Consider the following 22779-nt stretch of genomic DNA (forward strand, 5'->3'; position numbering starts at 1 on the left):
CCCTCCTACTTCGATCGGGACCCTGATGTCGCTTCTCAACAGCTCCCTGCACGAGCTCGACCCTGACGTCGCCGCTGCTGTCGACGCCGAACTCCACCGCCAGCAGTCCACCCTCGAAATGATCGCCTCGGAGAACTTCGCCCCGGCCGCGGTCATGGAGGCCCAGGGCTCGGTCCTGACCAACAAGTACGCCGAGGGCTACCCCGGCCGCCGCTACTACGGCGGCTGTGAGCACGTCGACGTGGTCGAGCAGATCGCCATCGACCGGGTCAAGGAGCTCTTCGGCGCCGAGGCGGCCAACGTCCAGCCGCACTCCGGCGCCCAGGCGAACGCCGCCGCGATGTTCGCGCTGCTCCAGCCCGGCGACACCATCCTGGGTCTGAACCTGGCCCACGGCGGCCACCTCACCCACGGCATGAAGATCAACTTCTCCGGCAAGCTGTACAACGTGGTGCCCTACCACGTGGACGCCGAGACCGGTCTGGTCGACATGGACGAGGTAGAGCGCCTGGCCAAGGAGCACCGCCCCAAGCTGGTCATCGCGGGCTGGTCGGCGTACCCGCGCCAGCTGGACTTCGCCGCGTTCCGCCGGATCGCGGACGAGGTCGGCGCGTACCTGATGGTCGACATGGCCCACTTCGCGGGCCTGGTGGCGGCCGGGCTCCACCCCTCGCCCGTCCCGCACGCCCACGTCGTCACCACCACCACCCACAAGACCCTCGGCGGTCCGCGCGGTGGCGTGATCCTCTCCACCGCCGACCTGGCCAAGAAGATCAACTCGGCGGTCTTCCCCGGTCAGCAGGGCGGTCCGCTGGAGCACGTCATCGCGGCCAAGGCGGTGTCCTTCAAGGTCGCGGCCGGCTCCGCCTTCAAGGAGCGCCAGGAGCGCACGGTCGAGGGCGCCAAGATCCTCGCCGAGCGGCTGACGCGGGCGGACGTGACCGAGGCCGGCGTCTCCGTCCTCTCCGGCGGCACCGACGTCCACCTCGTCCTGGTCGACCTGCGCAACTCGGAGCTGGACGGCAAGCAGGCCGAGGACCGCCTCCACGAGGTCGGCATCACGGTCAACCGCAACGCCATCCCGAACGACCCGCGGCCGCCCATGGTCACCTCGGGTCTGCGGATCGGCACCCCGGCGCTGGCCACCCGCGGCTTCACCGCCGAGGACTTCCGCGAGGTCTCGGACATCATCGCCGAGGCGCTCAAGCCCGCCTACGACGCCGACGCGCTGAAGGCGCGGGTCACCGCCCTCGCCGACAAGCACCCGCTGTACCCGCACCTGTCGAAGTAACCCGGTCCCTCCCGGCCTCCCGGGATCAGGACCCTGGGGGGCGCGCCCACCCGGCGCGCCCCCCGCACCGCACCACCCGCACGCACCCCCGTGCAGACGAAGGAGTCCCCGGTGGCCATCTCCGTATTCGATCTCTTCTCGATCGGCATCGGCCCGTCCAGCTCGCACACCGTCGGCCCGATGCGGGCGGCCCGGATGTTCGTCCGCCGGCTGAAGAACGAAGGGCTGCTGGCCCCCACCGCCTCGGTGCGGGCGGAGTTGTTCGGCTCGCTCGGCGCCACCGGCCACGGCCACGGCACCCCCAAGGCCGTGCTGCTCGGTCTGGAGGGCCACTCCCCGCGCGATGTCGACGTCGAGGCCGCCGACGGCGAGGTGGAGCGCATCCGCGCCACCAAGCGGCTGCGGCTGCTCGCCGCCGAGATCGACGGCGGCCACGAGATCGACTTCGACGAGTCCGACCAGCTGATACTGCACCGCCGCAGGTCCCTGCCGTACCACGCCAACGGCATGACCCTCTTCGCGTACGACGAGACCGGCCATCCGCTGCTGGAGAAGACCTACTACTCGGTCGGCGGCGGCTTCGTCGTGGACGAGGACGCGGTCGGCGAGGACCGCATCAAGCTCGACGACACCGTCCTGAAGCACTCCTTCCGCACCGGCGACGAACTCCTGCGGATCTCCCGCGAGACCGGGCTGTCCATCTCCGCGCTGATGCTGGAGAACGAGAAGGCCTGGCGCACGGAGGAGGAGATCCGCGCGGGCCTGCTGGAGATCTGGCACGTCATGGAGTCCTGTGTCTCCCGCGGCCTCACCCAGGAGGGCATCCTGCCCGGCGGCCTCAAGGTCCGCCGGCGCGCCGCCAACGCCGCCCGCGCGCTGCGCTCCGAAGGCGACGCGCCCGCCCGCGCGATGGAGTGGGTGACGCTGTACGCGATGGCGGTCAACGAGGAGAACGCGGCCGGCGGCCGCGTCGTCACCGCGCCGACGAACGGCGCCGCCGGGATCATCCCGGCCGTTCTGCACTACTACACCCGCTTCGTGCCGGGCGCCGACGAGGAGGGCGTCATCCGCTTCCTCCTCGCCGCGGGCGCCATCGGCATGCTCTTCAAGGAGAACGCCTCCATCTCCGGCGCCGAGGTCGGCTGCCAGGGCGAGGTCGGCTCCGCCTGCTCCATGGCCGCCGGCGGCCTCGCCGAGGTGCTGGGCGGCACCCCCGAACAGGTCGAGAACGCCGCCGAGATCGGCATGGAACACAACCTGGGCCTGACGTGCGACCCGGTCGGCGGTCTGGTCCAGATCCCCTGCATCGAGCGCAACGGCATGGCGGCGGTCAAGGCCGTCACCGCCGCGCGGATGGCGCTGCGCGGCGACGGCCGCCACCATGTCTCCCTCGACAAGGTCATCAAGACGATGAAGGACACCGGCGCCGACATGAAGGTCAAGTACAAGGAGACGGCACGGGGCGGGCTCGCGGTCAACGTCATCGAGTGCTGAGGGGAAGCCCGTGACGTCGGCCGATCCGCCCGCGCTGCGGGTGCCGGTCGGGCAGGGCGCGGACCGCTGGGCCAGCCGTGCGACGAGCCGGCGCGTCCTCCTCGTGGTGCACAACGTCACCGCCGCCGGACGCCTGCTGGACGTACTGCCGCTCTTCCACGACGACTTCCGGGTGCAGCTCCTGGTCACCTCGACGGGGTCGTCCGCGTTCCAGGGCGGGATACGCGAGCTGTTCGCCGATCTGGAACTGCCGGTGCTCCCGTGGGAACAGGCGCTGGCGACACCGGTGGACCTGGCGATCTCGGCGAGCTTCGGGGGTCAACTGCACGGATTGCGGGGCAAGTTGACCGTTTTGTCCCACGGGGTGGGATACACTAAGAGGCTGGCAAACCAAACCAAACCAAACCAAACCGGACAGGGCGGGGCGGGGACGGACGGGGAGCCGACCTTCGGCCTGTCGCCGGAGTGGCTGCTGGAGGACGGCGAGCCGTTCGTGGACGGGCTCGTCCTGTCCCACCCGGAGCAACTGGAGCGGCTGCGGCGCGCCTGCCCCGCGGCCGCGGCCGCGTCCGTGCTGGCCGGTGACCCCTGCTTCGACCGCATGCTGGCCGCCGTGCCGCACCGGGAGCGGTTCCGGCGCGCGCTGGGGGTGCGCCGGGGTCAGCGCCTCGTCGTACTGAACTCCACCTGGAACCCGGAGGGCTTCTTCGGCAACGGCGGCGACCAGGACGTCCTGCCCGGTCTGCTGCCCCGGCTGGCCGCCGAACTGCCCGCCGACGACTACCGGCTGGCGGCCGTGCTGCACCCCAACATCTGGTACGGCCACGGACCGGGCCAGATCCGCGTCTGGCTGGACCGGGCCCTGCGCAGCGGGCTGACCCTGATCGACCCCGTGCACGCCTGGCGGCAGGCCCTGCTCGCCGCCGACGCCGTCGTGGGGGACTTCGGGGCGGTCTCGTACTACGGCGCCGCCCTGGGGACTCCCGTACTGCTGGCGTCCGCCGCGCGGGACCGGCTCGATCCACAGGCTCCGGTGGCGGCGTTCGTCCGGGACGCGCCACGGCTCGATCCGCACGGCCCGCTGCGGGATCAGGTGGAACGGCTGCTGGCGCGGCACCGCCCCGCCGCGGGCCCGGCCGAGTTCACCAGCTCCGCCCCCGGCGCGTCGGCGGCGCTGCTGCGGCGGCACTTCTACGCGCTGATGGACCTGCCCGAGCCCATGGGCCCCGCGCTGCTGGAGGGGCTGACCCTGCCGCGGTACGACCCGCCGCGGCGTACGGCGCCCCTGACCGTCCGTACGCGGGTGAGCGGGGCCGACGTCCGGATCGAGCGCACCACGGGCCACCCGTACGGGGCGGACGGCGAGGCCCACCTCGCCGTCCACGAGGACACCCGCGACCCCGGCGACCTGACACGGGCCGACGTGATCGTGCGCGAGGGCCCGCCGGACGATCCGCGCCTCGGCGGCGCGGAGGGCTGGACGGCGGAGGTGCTGCGCCGGTACCCGGGCTGTGCGCTGGCCGCGTACGTGACCGGGCCGGACCGGTGCGTCGTGCGGGCGCGGGGCCGCGATGGCGTGCTCCGGTTGTCGGCCGTCGCGGACACGGACGCGGATCCCGCGGCGTACGCGTCGTCGCTGTACGCGTGGCAGGCGGGCGGGGTCTCCGTGCCGACGACGTTGCGGGTGCACGCGGCCGGTGGGGTGCACACGGTGCGGGTGGTGCGCGGGTGAGGGCAGGGGGGTGCCCCCGGCCCGCTTTCGCTGAGGGGAAGCCGCTCGCTACGTCGCGCAGCGCGTGCGCAGGCGGGCCAGGTAGCCGAGGTGAGGGGCGGCCTGCTCCGGGGTGAGGAGGCGTTCCGCCTCGGCGATCTTCATCAGGGCGTCGGCGTCGTCTCCGGCGTCGTGCAGCGTCTCGGCGAGGTCGGTGAGGGTGCGGGCCAGGTTGTACGCCTCGCCCCGCTCCGCGAAGAAGTCCCGCGCGGCCTCCAGCCGGAGGCGGGATTCCGCCGGGTTCCCCATGCCGCGCAGGGCGCGGCCCTGGTGGCGCCGGATCAGGGCGAGGGCGCGCAGCAGGTCCCGGGCGCCCTCCCCGCCCGCGCCGATGCGCCCGTAGACGCGCTCCGCCTCGGCGAACCGTTCGTACGCCTCCTCGTACCGCCACTGGTACAGGCACAGCAGGCCCAGCATCTCCACGGACGACGCCTCGCCCCGCGCGTGGCCGGCCGCCCGCTCACCGGCGACGGCGGCGCGCACCGCGCGTTCGGCCCGTTCCCACTGCCTCAGCTCGCCCAGGCAGTGGCCGAGCTGGAAGTGCAGGGCGCCCGCCAGGCGGGTGCCGGGGTGGTGCTCGTCGGCGCAGCGGGCGGCGATGCGGAGGGCGGGCAGCGCCTCGTCCACCTTCCCGGCCTTCAGCTGCAGCGGCCACAGTGTGCGGGCCAGGCGCAGCGCGGTGTCGATGTGCTGGTACTCCTCGGCGACGGAGACCGCCTGGACCAGGTTGGCCGCCTCGGCGAGCAGCACGGTCATGCCCTCACCCTCGCTCCCGTACGGGGTGCCCTCGGTGGGGGCGGGCTCGGTGCGCCAGCTCTGCGCCAGGGCGGCGTGCGCGGCGTGCAGCGCGCGGTTGAGCAGGCCGTCGAGCGCCCGGGACACCGCAGCGGTGCACTCCGGGATGCCGTGCTCCGGCCCCGCGGCGTCGGCGAGGTGGCGGCGCACCTCGGGCCGGAAGCGGTAGCGGCCGTCCGCCACGGGGTCCAGCAGCTGGACGTCCGCCGCCTCGGCGAGCATCCGGGCGGCGTCCTCCGGGGCCGTGCCCGCGGCGTCCGCGGCCAGACGGGCGTCGATCGAGGGCCAGCCGCCCAGCGCGGTCAGGCGGCACAGCCGCGCCGCCTCCGGCCGCAGGCGGCGGCAGGCGTCCCGGGCCGTGCCGCGCACCGGGTGCCCTCCCGGTGCCGCGAGGGGCGGTTCACCGGTGAGCAGGTGCCTCGCGGCGGCCTTGAGCGCGAAGGCGTTGCCCGCGCAGCCGTCCAGCAGCGCGGGCATGTGCGGCTTGGCCCGCGCGACCGGCTCCGGCCCGGCCACCGTGCGCAGCAGCCGCACCGCGTCCCGGTCCTTCAGCGGGGGTACGGCGATCCGCTCGGCCTCCAGCAGGAACGCCGGGCCGGACACGACGACCAGCAGGAACACCTCCGGGGTGGCCGGGATGAGGCCGCGGACCTGCGCGGCGGAGGAGGCATGGTCGATCACCACCAGCGCCCGGCGGCCCGCCGTCAGCCGCCGGTACGCCTCTTCGCGCCCCGCCTCGGTGGGCGGCATGCTGCCGGGCTCGACGCCCATCTGCCGCAGCAGGCGCAGCAGGACGGTGGCCGGTTCCAGTCCGTTCTCGCCGGGGGCGTCGCGCACGTCGACGTAGAACTGCCCGTCGGGGTACCGCGCGATCCGGTCGGCACCCCAGTGCAGCGCCACCGCGCTGGTGCCGATCCCGGGCGGCCCGTACAGCAGCGCGACCCGCGGCCGCCCCGCGGCGGCCCGGGTCGCCTCGCGCCGCAGCTGCCGCAGCACGCCCTGACGGTCGGTGAAGTTCCGCGTGGCGGGCGGCAGTCCGGGCCCGGGCCGCAGCGCCACCTGGGGCAGACTCCGCGACAGCTGCGCGAACTCTTCGCTCCGCCGGGGGTCCTCGCTCAGCCGCGGATGCATCTGACGCGCCAGCAGCTCCCAGCCCTCCGGGGTGCTCGGCAGCGGCGTCTCCCGCCCCAGGGTCCGCCGCACCAGCGCGCCCGTCGACACGAGCACCTGCTTGCCGACCTCTCCGGCGGCCCCGTTGCCCACCGCCGTGAGAAACGCGGTGAGCGCACTCACCGTCACGATCTCGAACACACCAGCCCCTCCCCTGGTACCTGGCCGTGGCCCCTGCCGGACTGTATCCCCCAAGGCATCCCGCGCGCGGCGAGGACATGATCAACACCCTATCCACGGCCGCGACTCCGCTCCGGTACGGCAGGGGCGGTCAGCCGGAGTCGGTCCCTTGCCGGGGGTTCGCGGAGTCGAGGAGGACCTGGAGGTCCAGTACGAGAAGCAGGGAGTACCGCTCCAGGGAGGCCAGGTTTCTGAAGATCGTGCGCGCGAGACTCTCCTGCCGCGTCACGTCCGACGCGAAGTCCCGGATCGACAGCAGCGAGTCGTACTTCTCGAACGGCATCCCGCGGTCTTCCTCATACTCATGCGAGAGTTCGACCTCGACTGCCGCATGCCCGAGGTGAGCGGAATAGTCGATGAACTCAGAGTCCACTGCCCGGAGATCAGCACCGCAGGCGAACGAAATATCCGAGATGAGACGCTGTTCGGGCCGACCCGGATGAATGAAGATGTAGTGATACTCGCTCATGACTTCCCCTATGGCCACCTGAGATCGAATCCGTCACCAATGATCCGAATGGAATTCATCCGGTCAGGCGGATTGTTGCGCAGGAACTTTCCCATCCCCTCTCGCGCCCCGCCCTCGCCCAGCCCGCTCCCCCGTGCGTCGACGACAGCATCCCTGGACTGCTTCTTCGCTGTATTGAGAGTATTCTTCACGGCATTAGGAGCGGCGCCCGGCTGGAGGGTCTTGAATTCCGTCGGCACTCCATCCACGAGAGCATCGGGGGTCTTGACACCGTCCACAGGTGACTCTTTGAGCGCCTTGACGTTCCTGCCCTCGGACTGCAATGTCTCGGCTATTCTACGCTCCTTGGGACTGAACGCCTTTTCGGTCTCATCGATGGTTCCCTCACCTGGCCCCTCCGGGCCCTGGGAGCCTTCGCCTTCTCCCCCGGTGCCGCCCGAAGACGCCGCGGCCATCAGCACGATGCCCAGGGCGCCGTAGACGGCCGCGTGGACGGCGGCTTCCCGGGTGATGGCGAATGCTCCCGCTCGGGCGCCGCCCACCAGCGCGAGGCCGAGGCCGCCGCCGGAGGGCAGGAGGGCGAGCAGGGACAGCAGGAGGAGGGCGAAGCCCAGGTAGGTGGTGAAGTCGTTCAGCGCGTCCAGGAGGTGGAGGTTGTGGATGAGCGGGGTGGACGGGGACGCACCGTCCGCCAGCCTCAGCAACAGCAGCGCGCCCGTGACGCAGCCGCCCACCGCGGTCCAGATCCGGAGGCGGATCAGGGCGAGCACCTCGCCGTGGGGGAACCCGCGGGTCGTCCGCCAGGCGCGCAGCAGGCGGGCGAGCCGCCAGGCGGTCCAGAGCAGGCCCGCGATCCCGAAGCCGATCAGGACGTACGGGCCGTCGCCCGAGGTGAAGTACCCCCGCACGGCGGCCCCGGCGGGGAAGGAGCCGACCGCCAGGAAGAGCAGCGCCGGGAGCGTCAGGGCGAGGGAGATGAGCACGAGCCAGGCGCGCCGCGGGTCGCGCAGGCCACGCGCGGCCCGCGCCACGGTACGTAAGCCGACGCCCCGCCAGGCGTGTTCGCGGTCGGAGGCGTCGATCTGCGCGGCGGACCAGGCGACCGTGCGGTGCAGCGACTCGGCGCCGGGGTACGGCGGGCCGCCCGCCAGCCCGTAGAGCAGCGACCGCCGCAGCCGGGCGAAGCGCAGCGCGATCAGCGTGGACCAGGGCACGCACCACGCCCCGTACGCCGCGAGCGCGCCCGGCCCCGACCGCCCGGCCCGCTCCGCGGGCAGCAGGACGTCCGGCGCGTACCGCTTGCCGCGCCGCACCTGCCGCAGGTCGGCGGCCATGGCGACCGCCAGGCACCCCAGCGGTACGGCCCACAGTGCCCCCTCGAACGCCTCGACCCGCGAGGCGGCGTCCCGGTCGGCCGGGTGCGCGGCGGCGTAGTTGGTCAGCATGTGCAGCACGGACGCGGCGACCGGCGGCAGGAGGCCGAGAAGACGCGCCCAGCCCCGCCCGCGCAGCAGCACCCCGACGCCGAGTGCCGCGAGGGCCGTGTAGACGAGGTGGGGGCTGGTGGCCGCGCCGGGGGTGCGGTCGCCGAGTTCCAGCACCCCCTGCGGGGCGGGGAACCAGGCGGAGAAGACCTGCCCGGCGCCCGGGATGTACGGCGCCCGGAGGCTGTCGGGGATGGCCCAGCCACCGGCCGGGTGCGGAATGGCCCGCCCCGCGTCCAGCCCGTACCGCGCCACCGCCTCCAGCAGCCCGAACCCGGCCCCCAGCGCCGCGCCCAGCACGACGTAGTCGGTGAGCCCTGCCTGCCGGCGGATCCTGACGTTCCACGCCATGAGCAGCAGCGGCGCGAGCTTGACCAGCTCCTCGATGACCGGGTCGGCCGTATAGCTCGCGGCCTTCACGACCTCGGTCAGCGACTCCCCGGTCGCCCCGGCGACCCCGCGCGTGTACGCCACCTCCAGCAGCGCCGCCGCGACCCCGCACCCGTAGACGCCGACCGCGATCGCCGGCAGCCCCGTGGACACCCGCATCGACCGGGCCGGCGAGGACAGCACCAGCAGTTGCGCGACCCCGTACACGGTCGCGGCCACCATGAGCAACGCCACGCCCAGCCCCCCAACGGATGGTCGATCCGGAGAGCGAGGCTAGGGGTTGATCATGAGCGCGACAAGGTCATTTCCGGGCCGCGCTCACCAGGTGAGAGGCGCCGCTGAGGGGGAACCCCTAGCCCAATGAACGGCAAGACGAGCGCAGACGGTGGACATGACGAGGGGCGGACGGAGCAGGGGCGGCGCAGGGTGGGGTGGTCCGGGCGGCTGCGGGAATGGGGGCGGCGGGCGGCGGGCACGCACGGGCCGGAGCGGGAAACGCTGCTGCTGATCGGCAAGAGCACGCTCGCGGCCGCCCTCGCCTGGTTCACGGCGAAGGATCTGCTGCACGCCCAGTCCCCCGCGTTCGCCCCCTTCTCCGCCGTCCTCATCATGAACGTGACGGTGTACCAGTCGATCGCGCAGTCCCTGCGCTATGTCGCCGCGGTGGTGACGGGGGTGGCGGTCCAGGCGGCGCTGGGGTTTCTGGCCGGTCCGGATCCGGTGACGTTCGTCCTGGTCGCCGCGATCGCGCTGACGATCGGGCAGTGGAAGGCGCTGGGGGCGCAGCGGTCCCAGGTGGCGACGGCGGCGTTCTTCGCGTTCTCCACGTACGTCTCCGCGACGGGCAACGAGGAGCGGGCCACCCAGCTGGGGCAGATCATCCTGCTGGTGCTCATCGGCTGTTCGCTCGGGCTGCTGGTCAACGTCGTGCTGGTACCGCCGCTGCGGTACCGCAGCGCGGAGTACGGCATCCGGGCGCTGGCCGGGGCGCTGGAGACGCTGCTGGCCGACATGGGACCGGCGATGCGGGACGGGGAGTTCGCCGAGGAGCACGCGCGGCACTGGCGTGCGCAGTCCAACCACGCCCAGGCGCTGGTCGCGCAGGCGAGGTCGGGTCTGCAGACCGCGGAGGAGAGCGTTCCGTTCAATCCGCGGCGGCTGCTGCCCCGGCACCGGGGGCGCACGTCGTTCGCGAACTACCGCGCCGTCCTGGACGCGCTGGAGCGGGCCGCGTATCAGCTGGCGTCGCTCACCAGGAGCCTGGAGCGGTGGCGCGAGGAGGAGCGGGACGACTCCTACCGGCGGTTCCTCCGGTGCCACGGCACGTTCCTGGGGTCGGTGGAGGAGATCGTACGGGTGCTGGCCCAGCTGGACGATGAGCGTCTGTCGGACCAGGCCACGCAGTTGTGCGAGCTGGCCGACGAGATGCAGCGGCAGCTGCGGGCCGTCACCGAGCAGGCGGAGAGCGACAACCTGCCGCTGGGCGATCCCGCACGGCCGTACGGGGTGCTGGTGGTCGAGGCGAACCGGTTGACCGAGGAGTTCCAGTACACCTGCGACGTGCTGCACACTCATGTCCAGGGTGAGCCAAGGCCGGGGGCATAGCACGGCGGCGCTGGAAAAACACGAATTTCCCTACCAAATCAGTCGCTTGTGCAAATACCGTGCGTGACGCCCACAGCGTTGCGTAGGGTTCTGGACCGGGCATGACAAGGGAGACGCCCGTCCCTTTTTCAACCTCCCCTTGAGGCAGGAACCATGCTGCACGGCATCGACGTGAGTTCGCACCAGTCCAGCTTCGACACGGACGGACTGGCCTTCGTCTTCATCAAGGCCACCGAGGGCCGGTCGTACATCAACCCGAAGCAGTCCTCCCAGGCCGCCCGGGCGCGGAAGGCAGGGTGCGTCGTCGGCTTCTACCACTTCCTGTGGCCCGGGAACATCGCCGCGCAGGCCCGGTATTTCGTCGAGAAGTGCGCCTCGGAGAAGCACGACCTGCTCGCCGTGGACTGGGAGACCACCGGCTCGGGGACGCGCGCCAGCAACGCGGAGAAGGACCGGTTCATCCGGGAGGTCAAGAAGCTGCGGCCTACGCACCGCGTGATGCTGTACTGCAACCGGAACTTCTGGCTCAACCACGACACCACGTCGTACGCCGGGGACGGGCTGTGGATCGCCGACTACGTCTCGGCGGGCAAGCCGCGCATCAAGGCCAAGTGGCGGATCCACCAGTACGCCGACCGGCCGGTGGACAAGAACGTGGCGGACTTCTCCAGCAAGGCCTCGCTGAAGACCTGGGCCACGGTCACCCGGGTGGCGAACGCCATCGAGGATCTCGTGGACGGGGACGACGAGGAAGAGCGCCAGGAGGGCGAGGCGACGGCGCGGCCCGAGACGACGGGGCAGGCCGAGGCGAAGGGGCAGCAGCCCGAGGCGGAAGGGCAGAGCCAGGCGTAAGGGGCGAGTGAGGGCGGGCGCGAAGGGGTGGCCGCCGGGGCGTTGTCAGTGGGGGCGCCTACGCTGCCGGGTATGAGCTACGCAGACCTGCGCGAACTCCGCAGCGCGCTCACCACCGCGTCCGACATCGCCTTCTCCCTCGACGAGGCGCCCTCGGGCCAGGAGACCGAGCTGCTCACCGACGCCCTGCGCCGGGCGCTCGCCGCGGCCGGCGCGCTGACCACCGAGCAGGGGACGACCGGCTGCGCCCAGCATCCGCAGGGCGCCGTCGACCCGCTGTACGGGGACCCGGAGGATCCGCTGCCGCCCGGCTACGGCCGCTGCCTGCTGTGCAACGACCGCAGGCGGCGGGCAAGCGCACGGCGGCGCGGCTGGCGCTGACGCGCCGGCGGCGCCGCCGTGCGGCCCGGGCCGGACCCGATGGGTCAGCCCTTGTTCTGAGCGGCCCAGAACTCGTCGAAGTTGAGCAGCCCGTCACCGTTGCCGTCGTGGGCGTTGATCACGGCCTGGGCGACGGGCTCCGTGACATACGGGTCACCCAGCTGCGCCATCACGCTCTTGTACTCGGCCGCCGTGATCAGCCCGTCCCCATTGAGGTCGTACCGCTCGAACGCCTTGCGCGCCGCCTCGATGTCCGCCACCTGTTCCGCCCCTTTCGTGCGTGAGTCTGACCCGCACAGATTAGCGGCCCCCGGCCGGCGGCCCGCCCGGCGTCCACAGGTCAGCTCTGGCTGACCAGCTCCATGTAGCGGTCCCAGTCCCACAGCGGACCGGGGTCGGTGTGGTCGGCGCCGGGGACCTCGCTGTGGCCGATGATGTGGTCACGGTTCCTCGGGATGCCGAAGCGGTCGCAGACGGCGGCGGTGAGGGCGGCGGACGAGGCGTACATCTCATCGGTGAACCAGGCCGGGTCGTCCACCCACCCCTCGTGCTCGATGCCGATGCTGCGGTTGTTGTAGTCCTTGTTGCCCGCGTGCCAGGCGACGTCCTTCTCGCGGACGAACTGCCCGATGTAGCCGTCGGCCGAGGCGACCATGTAGTGGGCGGAGACCTGCTTGGCCGGGTCCTGGAAGATCTTCACCGCGTCCGGGAAGGTCTCCTGCGTCACATGGATGACGACGAAGTCGATCGGATAGGTCGTGGGGCGGCTGGAGACGCGGTAGTTGGAGGTGGAGGCGGGGATCCAGTGGGTGGGGGGATAGGCGGCGGCGCGGCGGGGGCGTCTGTCACCGGCGTGGGCGGTGGCGGCGGTCGCGGCGAGTCCGAGGGCGGCGGCGCCGAGACCGGCGCCGGTGCGGAGGAGGGTGCGTCGGGTGGGGGCAGGGCCGTGCGCTTCCATGGGGGGCTCCCGAATGCAGTGCCGGTACAAGGAATCTGACGGGATGTGACGCGCGTAGCGCGGTTCCATGGTGAGGCGTCGGCAGGGCCATGCCAAGAACCGACAGGCAAAGAAAGAATGCGCGTCTCGGTCTGAACCACTGGCAATTCCGCGCTGTCACCATCAAGAGATGAACAGCAAGGGAAACTCACACCTTTACCCGCCATTAACAAGGCAAGTGTCACAGCTCACCTTGGATTGAGTTGGAGGTGTTCTGCCGGTTCTGCAATAGTCAGGGCAGCGACCCCCATTGACCCGGGCCAGGTCGTTCCCCCGAATGCCGCGGAGCCACACCCCTTCCGCTCCGCGGCGGGGCGGACAGAGGTCCCCGAACCGCCGCACACGGCGGTGGGGACCTCTGCCCTTTGTCTCCCGGTTCACCGGATCACTTCACGCGCCCTCGGCCACCCGCATCTCGAACCAGGTGGTCTTGCCGCACGGCAGCAGGTCCACGCCCCAGCGCTGGGAGAGCTGATCCACCAGCATGAGGCCGCGCCCGCTGGTGTCGAGCGCCCCCACCGGCAGCAGACACGGCAGCCCGCGCGACGGATCGCGCACCTCGACCCGGATCCAGCCGCGACGGCGCAGCATCCGCAGCCCGAAGGTGCGGGCGCCGGTGTGGCGTACGGCATTGCCCACCAGTTCCGAGACGAGCAGCACCGCGTATTCGGCGAGCTGACAGGCGAGCCCCCAGTCGCGCAGCACCACGAATTCGGTCAACCGGCGGGCGGTGGCCGCGGATTCGGGCCGGGACGGCAGCCGCACCTCTTCGTCCGCAGGATTCCCGAACAGTTCGAGCGCCCTGAGAGCCGGATCCTCCTCGGCGGACGGAAGCCGCCGAACCGCAGCCGTACCCGTGCGCTGCTGCGGCTGCCCCATTCCCTCCAAGCCCGCCATGCCCCCCATGATGGCCGCCCGAAAGGCCGTCCGGGGCGGAACCAGGGGATTCCGACCACCGGAGCCCCAGGCTCCACAAACCGATCCCAGCTATGCCATTGACAGCGCAGTGAGCCAAAACACCCCACCTGACCAGCGATGTCACCGCGCGTATAGGTGATCACCCAGCGTACCGGAACCGGCCATCGGGCGGCCGCGCGGCAGGCGAAGAAATTCGCCCGCACGGGGCATACCGGCGCGGCCGGGAAATCCCCGTCAGGAGAACCGGGCCTTGCCCGGGCCGTCCTCGACGAAGCTCCGCATCCCGATCTCCCGGTCCTCGGTGGCGAACAGCCCGGCGAACCAGTTCCGTTCGATGGCGAGCCCGGTGTCGAGGTCCGTCTCGAGACCCGCGTCCACCGCCTCCTTGGCGGCGCGCAGCGCCATCGCCGGGCCCTTGGCCAGCTTCGCCGCCCAGGCGTGGGCCTGCTCGTACACCTCCTCGGCCGGTACGACCCGGTCGACCAGCCCGATGGCGGCGGCCTCGTCGGCCTTGACCTGACGGCCCGTGAAGATGAGGTCCTTGGCCCGGGACGGGCCCACCAGGCGGGCCAGGCGCTGGGTGCCGCCCGCGCCCGGGATCAGCCCGAGCAGGATCTCGGGCTGGCCGAGCTTGGCGTTCTCGGCGGCGATCCGGAAGTCGGCGCACAGCGCCAGCTCGCAGCCGCCGCCGAGGGCGTAGCCGGTGACGGCGGCGACCACCGGCTTGGGGATGCGGGCGACGGCGGTGAACGCGTCCTGGAGGTCGCGGGAGCGGGCCACCATCGCGGCGTGGTCCATGTCCCGCATCTCCTTGATGTCCGCGCCCGCCGCGAACACCTTCTCGCCGCCCCAGAGGACCACGGCCCGTACGTCGTCCCGGCGGGTCACCTCACCGGCGAGTTCCCGCAGCCGGTCCTGGGTGGCGACGTCGAGCGCGTTCATCGGGGGGCGGTCGAGGCGGAAGGTGGCCACGCCGTCGGCGACCTGGAGATTCACAGTCATGGGCCGCAGGTTAGTGGGCCGCGGACGGGGAGCGCCCCGGTGCGCTTGGTCACAACCGCTTGGTCACAACCGGGGCGCGGCCGGGCCTACGCCTTCCACTTCTCCCAGGACATGTTCCAGTCGCTGAGCCCGTTGCCCGGCTGGATGGTCTCGTCGTCCGAATGCTTCACGATGACCACGTCCCCGATGAGCGACTGGCCGAAGAACCAGGCCGCCGGGGTGGACGGATCGCCTCCGCCGCGCTGGTCGAAGAGGCCGACGCAGCCGTGGCTGACATTGGCCGAGCCGAAGGTGGGACGGCCCGCCCAGTAGTTGCCGTGGAGGAAGGTGCCGGAGTCCGACAGCCGCATCGCGTGCGGCACGTCCTTGATGTCGTACTCCCCCTTGAAGCCGACCGTCGCGCCGTCCATCCGGGTCACGACGAGCTTCTCGCTGATGACCATGATGCCGTTGTACGTCTCGTGGCCGGGCGCGCCCGCGGTGATCGGGAGCGTCTTGAGGGTCTTGCCGTCCCGCTTGATCTTCATCGTGTGGGCCTTGGCGTCCACGACGGATATCTGGCTGCGGCCGATGGTGAACTTCACCGTCTTGTGCTGCTCCCCGTACACCCCCGGGCGGCCCTCGACGCCGTCGAGGTCCAGCTTCAGCGTCACCTTGGTGCCGGGCTTCCAGTACGTCGAAGGCCGGAAGTCCAGCCGGTCGTTGCCGAACCAGTGGCTCGCGATCGGCACCGACGGGGAGGCGCTGACCTCGACGGCCTTCTCGACCGCGGCCGGGTGGGTGATGCCCCGGTTGAAGCGGAGCGAGACCGGCATGCCGACGCCGACCGTGGAGCCGTCCTCGGGGCTGTAGACGCCGACGAACGTCTCCTTGGGCTTGAGCGTGGTGAAGGTGGTGCGCTTGCGCGCGGCGCGGCCGTCCGCGTCCTTCGCGAGGGCGTCCACCGTGTACGTCGTGGCGGCGCGCAGACGGCCGTCCGGCTGCCAGCTGGTGCCGCCCCCGGTGGTCTTCCCGGCGACCGCGTGGCCCTTGTCGTCCTCGACCTTCACGGACGTCAGTGTGCCCTTGGCCGCGGTGACCTTGAGCGCGCCGCCGGTGTCGACGCCCTTCGCGCCGTCCCCCGGCTCGACCGACACCTTGGCCCGGGACGGCCGCGGCTTGGCGGCCTCGGTGTCCTTGGCCTTGCCGTCGTCGCCCGAACCACCGCCTCCGCCGCACGCGGTCACCAACGCCAGCAGCGCGCCGAGCAGCAGCGCGAGAAGTCCCCTGCGACCCCGCACGGGCGCCACCCCCGATATCCGCCGCATCTTCACCACAGCAATCTCCCCTCTGCGGAGCCGCAGTCCCCCGCGGCGGCTCCGACACGCCTGACGCGCGCGAGGCGCGCCTGCCGATAGGTAATCACATCGCACCGACAGCGGGATCGTTTGCGAGGGTTACGGTTCTGTCCCAGGTGGGAGCGGTCCCGTGACCGGCCGCAGGACCGGTGACGGGCACACCCGGCGCGGACACGTGAGGGCCGGCGGGATTGCGGGCACAACAGGGTAGGGGGTGTCTTGTGGATCAGGCCGGATCAGCGAGCGGCGTCTGGTGCGGTGCCTCGCAACCCGCGTGAGGAGAGCGCAGCGGCGCTGCGTGCGACGAGCGCGGGGCCGCGAGGTGCCGCCAGCCGCGGGAGCGGCTGATGTCACAGCGGCGTCGGGAGTCCGGCATGATCCGCAAGGCACCCCCTGAACCGGGCACAGCCGGACGCGGTCGGGACGCCGCGGGGCGGTACCGCCCGGTCCGTCGGGCTCCGGACGGGAGGTGCGGAGCCCGGTCCCGTGCGAGCCGCCGGAGGCGCATGTGTCGAAAGCAGCCGAGCAGCACACCCTGGAGCCCTCCGACGGCTTACCCGACCCGCCCGCCGCCGGGCCCGCGCTCCGCCGCCCCACCGCGCCCGCGCCGCTGCCCGCCCCGCGCGGCGGCACCCCGGCGGCCGGGCCCGCCGTCTGGCCGGGCAGTCCGCAGCCGCTCGGCGCGCGCGTGCACCGGGGGCCCGGGGGCGTCCCCGGCACCAACTTCGCGCTGTGGGCGGGCGGCGCGGAGGCCGTCGAGCTGTGCCTGTTCGACGACGACGGCGCGGAGACCCGCCACCCGCTGACCGAGCGGACCCATGAGGTCTGGCACGGCTTCGTGCCCGGCGTACTGCCCGGCCGCCGGTACGGCTACCGCGTGCACGGCCGCTGGGACCCGTGGACCGGCGCCCGCTGGAACCCGGCGAAGCTGCTGCTGGACCCGTACGCGCGCGCGGTGGACGGCGACTTCGGGCCGCCCGGCGGTCCGCTGCCCGCCGAGGTCTACGGCCATGTGCGGGACTGGCCGCAGCAGCACGTCGCCGACACCGTACGGGACGAGCGCGACTCGGCCCCGTACGTCCCCAAGGGCGTGGTCGTGGACGACGACGCCTGGGGCGGGCCGCCGGACGAGTGGACCGACGACCGCCGGCCCAAGACCCCCTGGGCGGAGTCGGTGATCTACGAACTCCATGTGCGCGGCTTCACCATGCGCCACCCCGGCGTCCCGCCCGCGCTGCGCGGCACGTACGCCGGGCTCGCCCACCCCGCCGCGGTCGAGCACCTGACCCTGCTCGGGGTGACGGCGGTGGAGCTGCTGCCGGTGCACCAGTTCGCGCACGAGGACCATCTGCTGCGGCGGGGCCTGCGCAACTACTGGGGCTACAACTCCATCGGCTACTTCGCGCCGCACGCCGGGTACGCGGCCACCGGCACCCGGGGCCAGCAGGTGGGCGAGTTCCGGCGGATGGTGCGCGCCCTGCACGCCGCCGGGATCGAGGTGATCCTCGACGTCGTCTACAACCACACCGCCGAGGCGGGCGAGCTGGGCCCGACCCTGTCGCTGCGCGGCATCGACAACCGCGGCTACTACCGGCTCCAGCAGGACCCGCGCCGCTACGCCGACTTCACCGGCTGCGGCAACACCCTCCAGACCTTCCGGCCGCACGTCCTCCGGCTGATCACCGACTCGCTGCGCTACTGGGTCACCGAGATGGGCGTGGACGGTTTCCGCTTCGACCTGGCGAGCGCGCTGGCCCGCTCCCCGCACGGCGGCGGCACGGGGGTGGACATGCTGTCCCCCTTCCTCGCCGTGATCGCCCAGGACCCGGTGCTGCGCCGCGTCAAGCTGATCGCCGAGCCCTGGGACGTCGGCTCCGGCGGCTACCAGGTGGGCGCGTTCCCGCCGCTGTGGGCCGAGTGGAACGACCGCTACCGCGACGCCGTACGGGACTTCTGGCGCGGCGCCCTGCCCGATGCGCGCGACCTCGGCTACCGGCTCTCCGGCTCCAGCGACCTGTACGGGCACGGCGGCCGCGGCCCGTGCGCCTCGGTCAACTTCATCACCGCCCACGACGGCTTCACCCTGCGCGACCTGGTGAGCTACGAGCGCAAGCACAACGAGGACAACGGCGAGGGCAACCGCGACGGCACCCACGACAACCGCTCCTGGAACAGCGGCGCCGAGGGCGAGACCGACGACCCGGACATCCGCGCCCTGCGCCGCCGCAGGCTGCGCGGACTGCTCGCCACCCTGCTGCTGTCCACCGGCGTCCCGATGCTCGTCGCGGGCGACGAGATGGGCCGCACCCAGGGCGGCAACAACAACGCGTACTGCCAGGACAACGCCACGGGCTGGGTCGACTGGTCGCTGCTGGACGACCCCGGCTGGCAGGCGCTCACCGACCTCACCGCCCGGCTGATCCGGCTGCGCCGCGCCCACCCGGTGCTGCGGCGGCCCGACTTCTTCTCCGGCCGCGCCCGGACCCCGGACGGGGTGCGCGACCTCGCCTGGTTCACGCCGCGCGGCGAGGAGATGACCGAATCCGACTGGTACGCGCCCACCACCGCCCTCGGCGTCCACCTCTCCGGCCGCGACCTGCCGCAACGGGACGCGGGCGGGGCGCCGGTGACCGACGACACCTTCCTCACCCTGCTCCACGCGGGCCCCGCACCGATGGCCTTCCGCCTGCCCGGGCCGCCGTGGGCCGCGGGCTACGAACTCCTCCTGGACACCTCGCGCGAGGAGCAGGACGCCGCACCCGGCGCACGGTATCCGGCGGGTGCCTCGATCGAGCTGCCGGAGCGCTCGGTTCTGCTGCTGCGCGCCCTTGCCTCCGCGGACCTACGCCGAAAAACCGAGTGAGCACTGTCAGTGGCGGACCGTAGTCTCGCCACTGATGGCTGCGACGACGACACCACCCCGGGACCAGGAGAGCGGAGCCGCCCCGCGGCACCGCTCCACCACCCGTTCCCTGCTGCGGCTGTGGCCGTATGTGCGCCCGGTGCGGGCCCGGCTGTTCACTGCGGCCGCGGCCGCGGTCGTCGCCTCCTGCCTGGGCCTGGTCATCCCGCTCGTCCTCAAGTGGATGGTGGACGGCCCGGTCGCCGGCCGCGACCCGGGCGGGGTGTGGCTCGGCGGTGCGCTGCTGCTCGCCCTCGGGGCGGCCGAGGCCGGGCTGTTCGGGCTGCGGCGCTGGCTGGTGGCGCGGCCGCTGGCGTCCGTCGAGGCCTCGATGCGGGCCTCCCTCTACCGCCACCTCCAGCGGCTGCCGGTCACCTTCCACGACCGCTGGGCCTCGGGCCAGCTGCTGTCGCGCGCCACGACCGATCTGATGCTGCTGCGCATGTTCCTGGCCTTCCCGCTGACCTTCCTGGTGGTCAACGGGGTCACCATCCTGGTCGGCTTCGCGATCCTGCTGGCGCAAGCGTGGACGCTGGGGCTGGTGCTGCTGGTCCCGGCCGTGCCGCTGATGATCCTCTGTTCGCTGTTCGAGACGCGCTATTCGGCCATCGCCCGCAGCGTGCAGGACCAGACCGGCGATCTGACGACGGTCGTCGAGGAGGGCGTGCTCGGCATCCGCATCGTCAAGGGCTTCGGCCGCCACCGCAGCCAGGCGCGGGCCTTCCGCGCCCTGGCCGAGCGGGTGCGGGCCACCGAGCTGCGCAAGGCGGGGCTGCTGGCCACCATCTGGGCGCTGATCATGACCCTGCCGGAGCTGGCGATCGGCGCGGCCCTGGTCCTCGGCACCATCCAGGTCGCCGACGGCGACCTCTCGGCGGGCACGCTCGTCGCCTTCCTCTCCACGGCCCTGGCCCTGCGCTGGCCGGTGGAATCGCTGGGCTTCCTGCTGGCGATGAGCCAGGACTCGGCGACGGCCACCGACCGCTTCTTCGAGGTCATCGACGCCACCCCGGCGGACGCCGGCGATCGCCCGGTGGAGGACACGGCGTCCGTGCTGCCCCGGCAGCGGCGCGAGGGCGGGCTGCGGTTCGAGGCGGTCGAGTTCCGGTACGGCGACGCTCCCCCGGGCACCCCGCCCGTGCTGCGCGGAGTGGACCTGCACATCCGGCCCGGCGAGACCATGGCGCTCGTCGGCGCGACCGGCTCCGGGAAGACCACGCTGACCGCGCTCGTCCCCCGGCTGCACGAGGTGACGAGCGGGCGGATCACGCTCGACGGGCGGGACATCACCGCGCTCCCCCGCGAGGAGTTGCGCGCCCTGGTCGCCGTCGCCTTCGAGGAGCCCACGCTGTTCTCGGCGACGGCCGGTGAGAACGTGCTGATGGGCGCGGACGGCGCCGGCCGGGCCGCGCTGGCGCGGGCCCTGAAGGTGGCCCAGGCCGAGTTCGTGCACGCCCTGCCGCGCGGCACCGACACCGAGGTGGGCGAGCAGGGGCTGAGCCTGTCCGGCGGGCAGCGGCAGCGGCTCGCGCTGGCCCGCGCCGTCGTCGGCGCACCGCGCTTCCTGGTGCTGGACGACCCGCTGTCCGCGCTGGACGTGCACACCGAGGCGCGGGTGGAGGCCGCGCTGCGGCAGGTCCTCGCGACGACGACCGCGCTGGTCGTCGCGCACCGGCCGTCGACGGTGCTGCTCGCCGACCGGGTGGCGCTGCTGGAGGAGGGCCGTATCGCCGCCGTCGGCACCCACCACCAACTGCTGCGGGACAGCGCCGCCTACCGGGCGCTGATGTCGGGACAGGACGGCGAGGACGACCACGAGGGCGGAAGCGGAGAGGACGGCCCATGACGACGGCCGAGGACGCCGGGGAGACCGAGGACGCCGAGAAGAGCACGGCCCCGGAGGAGCGCCCGGCGCCGGAGGATCCCTTCGACCACGATGTGCTGCCCGCGCCCAAGGGCGCCTCCCTGTCCCTGCTGCGCTCGCTGCTCGCCCCGCGCCGCGCCCGCGTCTGGCTCGCGGCCGTCCTCCTGCTGCTGCAGCAGGCCGCGGTGCAGGCGGGCCCGCTGCTCGTCGCGTTCGCCATCGACCGCGCGGTGCCCGCCTTCCGGGACGGCGACCACGGGCCGCTCATCGCCGTCGGCGCCGGCTACCTGGGCTGCGCGCTCGCCTCCGGCGCCCTCCAGTTCGCGTTCATCCGCGCCTCCGCCCGCATCAGCCAGGACGTGCTGCTGGACCTGCGGGGCCGGATCTACCGCCACGCCCAGGTCCTCAGCGTGGACTTCCACGAGCGGTACACCTCCGGGCGGCTCATCTCCCGCGCCACGACGGACGTCGAATCGCTGCGGGAGCTGCTGAACGAGGGCCTCGAGGAACTGCTCGGCATCGCCCTGTCCGTCGTCTACATCGCCCTCACCCTGCTGTACCTGGACTGGGGGCTCGGCGGCGCGGCGGTGCTCTCGTTCTGGCCGCTGTATCTGCTCATCCGCTCCTTCCGGCGCCGGTCGGCACGCGTCTACCGCGCGCGGTCGACGGCCACCGCCGCGGTCATCGTCGCCTTCACCGAGACCATGAACGGCATCCGCCCGGTGCAGGCCTTCCGCCGCGAGCGCGCCAACGACGCCCGCTTCGACGAGCTGAACGGCCGCCACCAGCGGATCAACGGGACCGCGATCCTGGAGATGGCCCGCTATGTGGTCGGCTCCCGGCTGATCGCCAACACGGCGGTCGCCGCGATCGTGCTGTGGGGCGCCTACCGGGTCGCCGCGGGCGGTCTGGAGCTGGGCGTGCTGGCCGCGGCCGCGCTGTATCTGCGCAGGCTGTACGACCCGATCGACCGCCTGGGCATGTTCCTCAACTCCTACCAGTCCGCCGCCGCCTCCCTGGAGAAGATCGCGGGCCTGCTGGCCCAGCGCCCCTCCGTCCCCGAACCCGCCGACCCCCGGCCCCTGCCGCCGCGCCCCGCCCGGGCGCCCGGCCGCGAAGTCGTCTTCGACGGGGTGCGCTTCGCGTACCGCACCGGCGGCGAGGTGCTGCCCCGCTTCGACCTCACCCTGCCCGCCGGGCAGACGGTCGCCGTGGTGGGCGCGACCGGCGCGGGCAAGTCCACGCTCGCCAAACTGCTCGCCCGCTTCTACGACCCCACCGACGGCCGGGTGCTGCTCGACGGCGTCGACCTGCGCGACCTGGCCACGCCCGAACTGCGCCGCGGGGTGGTCATGGTGACCCAGGAGGCGTTCCTGTTCTCGGGCACGGTCGCCGACAACATCACCATCGGCCGCCCCGACGCCACCCGCGCCGAGGTCGAGCAGGCCGCCAAGGCCATCGGCGCGCACGACTTCATCGCCGCCCTGCCCGACGGCTACGACACCGACGTGCGCAAGCGCGGCGGCCGGATCTCCGCGGGCCAGCGCCAGCTGGTCGCCTTCGCCCGCGCCCTCCTCGCCGACCCCGCCGTCCTCATCCTCGACGAGGCCACGTCCTCCCTCGACATCCCGGGCGAACGCGCCGTCCAGCGCGCCATGGACACGGTGCTGCGCGGCCGCACCGCCGTCGTCATCGCCCACCGCCTCTCCACGGTGGAGATCGCCGACCGGGTGCTGGTGATGGCCGACGGCCGCATCGTCGAGGACGGCGCCCCCGGCGCCCTCATAGCGGGCGAGGGCCGCTTCGCGGCGCTGCACCAGGCGTGGCGGGACAGCCTCGTGTGACGCGGGAGCGGGCGGCCGTCCGGCGCGAGGAGC

At 72.7% G+C, this 22779-nt stretch carries 16 protein-coding genes and 1 pseudogene; 9 read left to right on the forward strand and 8 right to left on the reverse strand.

The genetic code is table 11. The features are described from left to right. The first annotated feature begins 25 nt into the window (after window positions 1-25). The 3 genes from glyA (at window position 26) to ABZ562_RS14820 (ending at window position 4517) form a co-directional block, all read left to right on the forward strand. Window positions 26-1291 carry a serine hydroxymethyltransferase gene (gene glyA, locus ABZ562_RS14810; protein WP_361478291.1) on the forward strand — a complete coding sequence of 422 codons (1266 nt, stop codon included), beginning with the start codon at window positions 26-28 and terminating at the stop codon, window positions 1289-1291. A gap of 111 nt (window positions 1292-1402) precedes the next feature. Continuing rightward, on the forward strand, window positions 1403-2785 hold the full coding sequence (locus ABZ562_RS14815) for an L-serine ammonia-lyase (RefSeq protein ID WP_361478294.1): 1383 nt from the start codon (window positions 1403-1405) through the stop codon (window positions 2783-2785). A 10-nt stretch (window positions 2786-2795) separates the two neighbouring features. Then, window positions 2796-4517 (forward strand): hypothetical protein, encoded by a 1722-nt coding sequence (locus ABZ562_RS14820; protein ID WP_361478297.1) that lies wholly within the window; start codon window positions 2796-2798, stop codon window positions 4515-4517. A gap of 48 nt (window positions 4518-4565) precedes the next feature. Here ABZ562_RS14820 and ABZ562_RS14825 read toward each other — a convergent pair whose 3' ends face one another. The 3 genes from ABZ562_RS14825 to ABZ562_RS14835 all read right to left on the reverse strand — a co-directional run bounded on the left by ABZ562_RS14825 (window position 4566) and on the right by ABZ562_RS14835 (window position 9278). Continuing rightward, entirely contained in the window at window positions 4566-6662 is a 2097-nt protein-coding gene (locus ABZ562_RS14825) for an ATP-binding protein (RefSeq protein WP_361478300.1), read from the reverse strand. A 130-nt stretch (window positions 6663-6792) separates the two neighbouring features. Next, window positions 6793-7170: a hypothetical protein gene (locus tag ABZ562_RS14830; RefSeq protein WP_361478303.1), complete on the reverse strand. Its 378-nt coding sequence runs from the start codon at window positions 7168-7170 to the stop codon at window positions 6793-6795. Between the two features lie 8 nt (window positions 7171-7178). Further along, the gene (locus ABZ562_RS14835) at window positions 7179-9278 is read right to left on the reverse strand and encodes a PrsW family intramembrane metalloprotease (RefSeq protein WP_361478306.1); all 2100 of its coding nucleotides are present in this window, start codon (window positions 9276-9278) and stop codon (window positions 7179-7181) included. Window positions 9279-9404: 126 nt separating this feature from the next. On the opposite strand from ABZ562_RS14835, the gene ABZ562_RS14840 reads away from it, so the two are divergent. The 3 genes and pseudogenes from ABZ562_RS14840 to ABZ562_RS14850 all read left to right on the forward strand — a co-directional run bounded on the left by ABZ562_RS14840 (window position 9405) and on the right by ABZ562_RS14850 (window position 11882). After that, window positions 9405-10649 (forward strand): aromatic acid exporter family protein, encoded by a 1245-nt coding sequence (locus tag ABZ562_RS14840; protein WP_361478309.1) that lies wholly within the window; start codon window positions 9405-9407, stop codon window positions 10647-10649. A 153-nt stretch (window positions 10650-10802) separates the two neighbouring features. Next, window positions 10803-11345 (forward strand): annotated as a pseudogene (locus tag ABZ562_RS14845) (glycoside hydrolase family 25 protein); the annotation flags it as partial. Between the two features lie 228 nt (window positions 11346-11573). Continuing rightward, complete coding sequence (locus ABZ562_RS14850; RefSeq protein WP_361478312.1) at window positions 11574-11882, forward strand: hypothetical protein; 309 nt, start codon at window positions 11574-11576, stop codon at window positions 11880-11882. Between the two features lie 44 nt (window positions 11883-11926). Here ABZ562_RS14850 and ABZ562_RS14855 read toward each other — a convergent pair whose 3' ends face one another. The 5 genes from ABZ562_RS14855 to ABZ562_RS14875 form a co-directional block, all read right to left on the reverse strand. Further along, window positions 11927-12142 carry an EF-hand domain-containing protein gene (locus tag ABZ562_RS14855; protein WP_179936886.1) on the reverse strand — a complete coding sequence of 72 codons (216 nt, stop codon included), beginning with the start codon at window positions 12140-12142 and terminating at the stop codon, window positions 11927-11929. An 80-nt stretch (window positions 12143-12222) separates the two neighbouring features. Further along, window positions 12223-12840, reverse strand: a complete 618-nt coding sequence (locus ABZ562_RS14860) for a peptidoglycan recognition family protein (RefSeq protein WP_361478316.1) — start codon at window positions 12838-12840, stop codon at window positions 12223-12225. Window positions 12841-13269: 429 nt separating this feature from the next. Beyond that, complete coding sequence (locus ABZ562_RS14865) at window positions 13270-13776, reverse strand: ATP-binding protein (RefSeq protein WP_361478319.1); 507 nt, start codon at window positions 13774-13776, stop codon at window positions 13270-13272. 255 nt (window positions 13777-14031) lie between these two features. Next, window positions 14032-14799 carry an enoyl-CoA hydratase-related protein gene (locus tag ABZ562_RS14870; protein WP_361478322.1) on the reverse strand — a complete coding sequence of 256 codons (768 nt, stop codon included), beginning with the start codon at window positions 14797-14799 and terminating at the stop codon, window positions 14032-14034. An 86-nt stretch (window positions 14800-14885) separates the two neighbouring features. Beyond that, complete coding sequence (locus ABZ562_RS14875; protein ID WP_361478485.1) at window positions 14886-16106, reverse strand: Ig-like domain-containing protein; 1221 nt, start codon at window positions 16104-16106, stop codon at window positions 14886-14888. 640 nt (window positions 16107-16746) lie between these two features. On the opposite strand from ABZ562_RS14875, the gene glgX reads away from it, so the two are divergent. From glgX to ABZ562_RS14890, 3 genes are read left to right on the forward strand one after another with little or no spacing between them, the layout of a single operon-like run. Further along, complete coding sequence (gene glgX / locus ABZ562_RS14880; RefSeq protein ID WP_361478488.1) at window positions 16747-18999, forward strand: glycogen debranching protein GlgX; 2253 nt, start codon at window positions 16747-16749, stop codon at window positions 18997-18999. Window positions 19000-19033: 34 nt separating this feature from the next. Further along, a complete protein-coding gene (locus ABZ562_RS14885; protein ID WP_361478325.1) occupies window positions 19034-20884 on the forward strand; it encodes an ABC transporter ATP-binding protein in 1851 nt (616 codons plus the stop codon). Beyond that, window positions 20881-22746, forward strand: a complete 1866-nt coding sequence (locus tag ABZ562_RS14890; protein WP_361478327.1) for an ABC transporter ATP-binding protein — start codon at window positions 20881-20883, stop codon at window positions 22744-22746. The genes ABZ562_RS14885 and ABZ562_RS14890 overlap by 4 nt, the downstream gene beginning before the upstream one ends. Window positions 22747-22779 lie beyond the last annotated feature (33 nt).

Origin of the sequence: Streptomyces sp. NPDC019937 (assembly GCF_040631655.1) — a bacterium.
Lineage (GTDB): Bacteria > Actinomycetota > Actinomycetes > Streptomycetales > Streptomycetaceae > Streptomyces.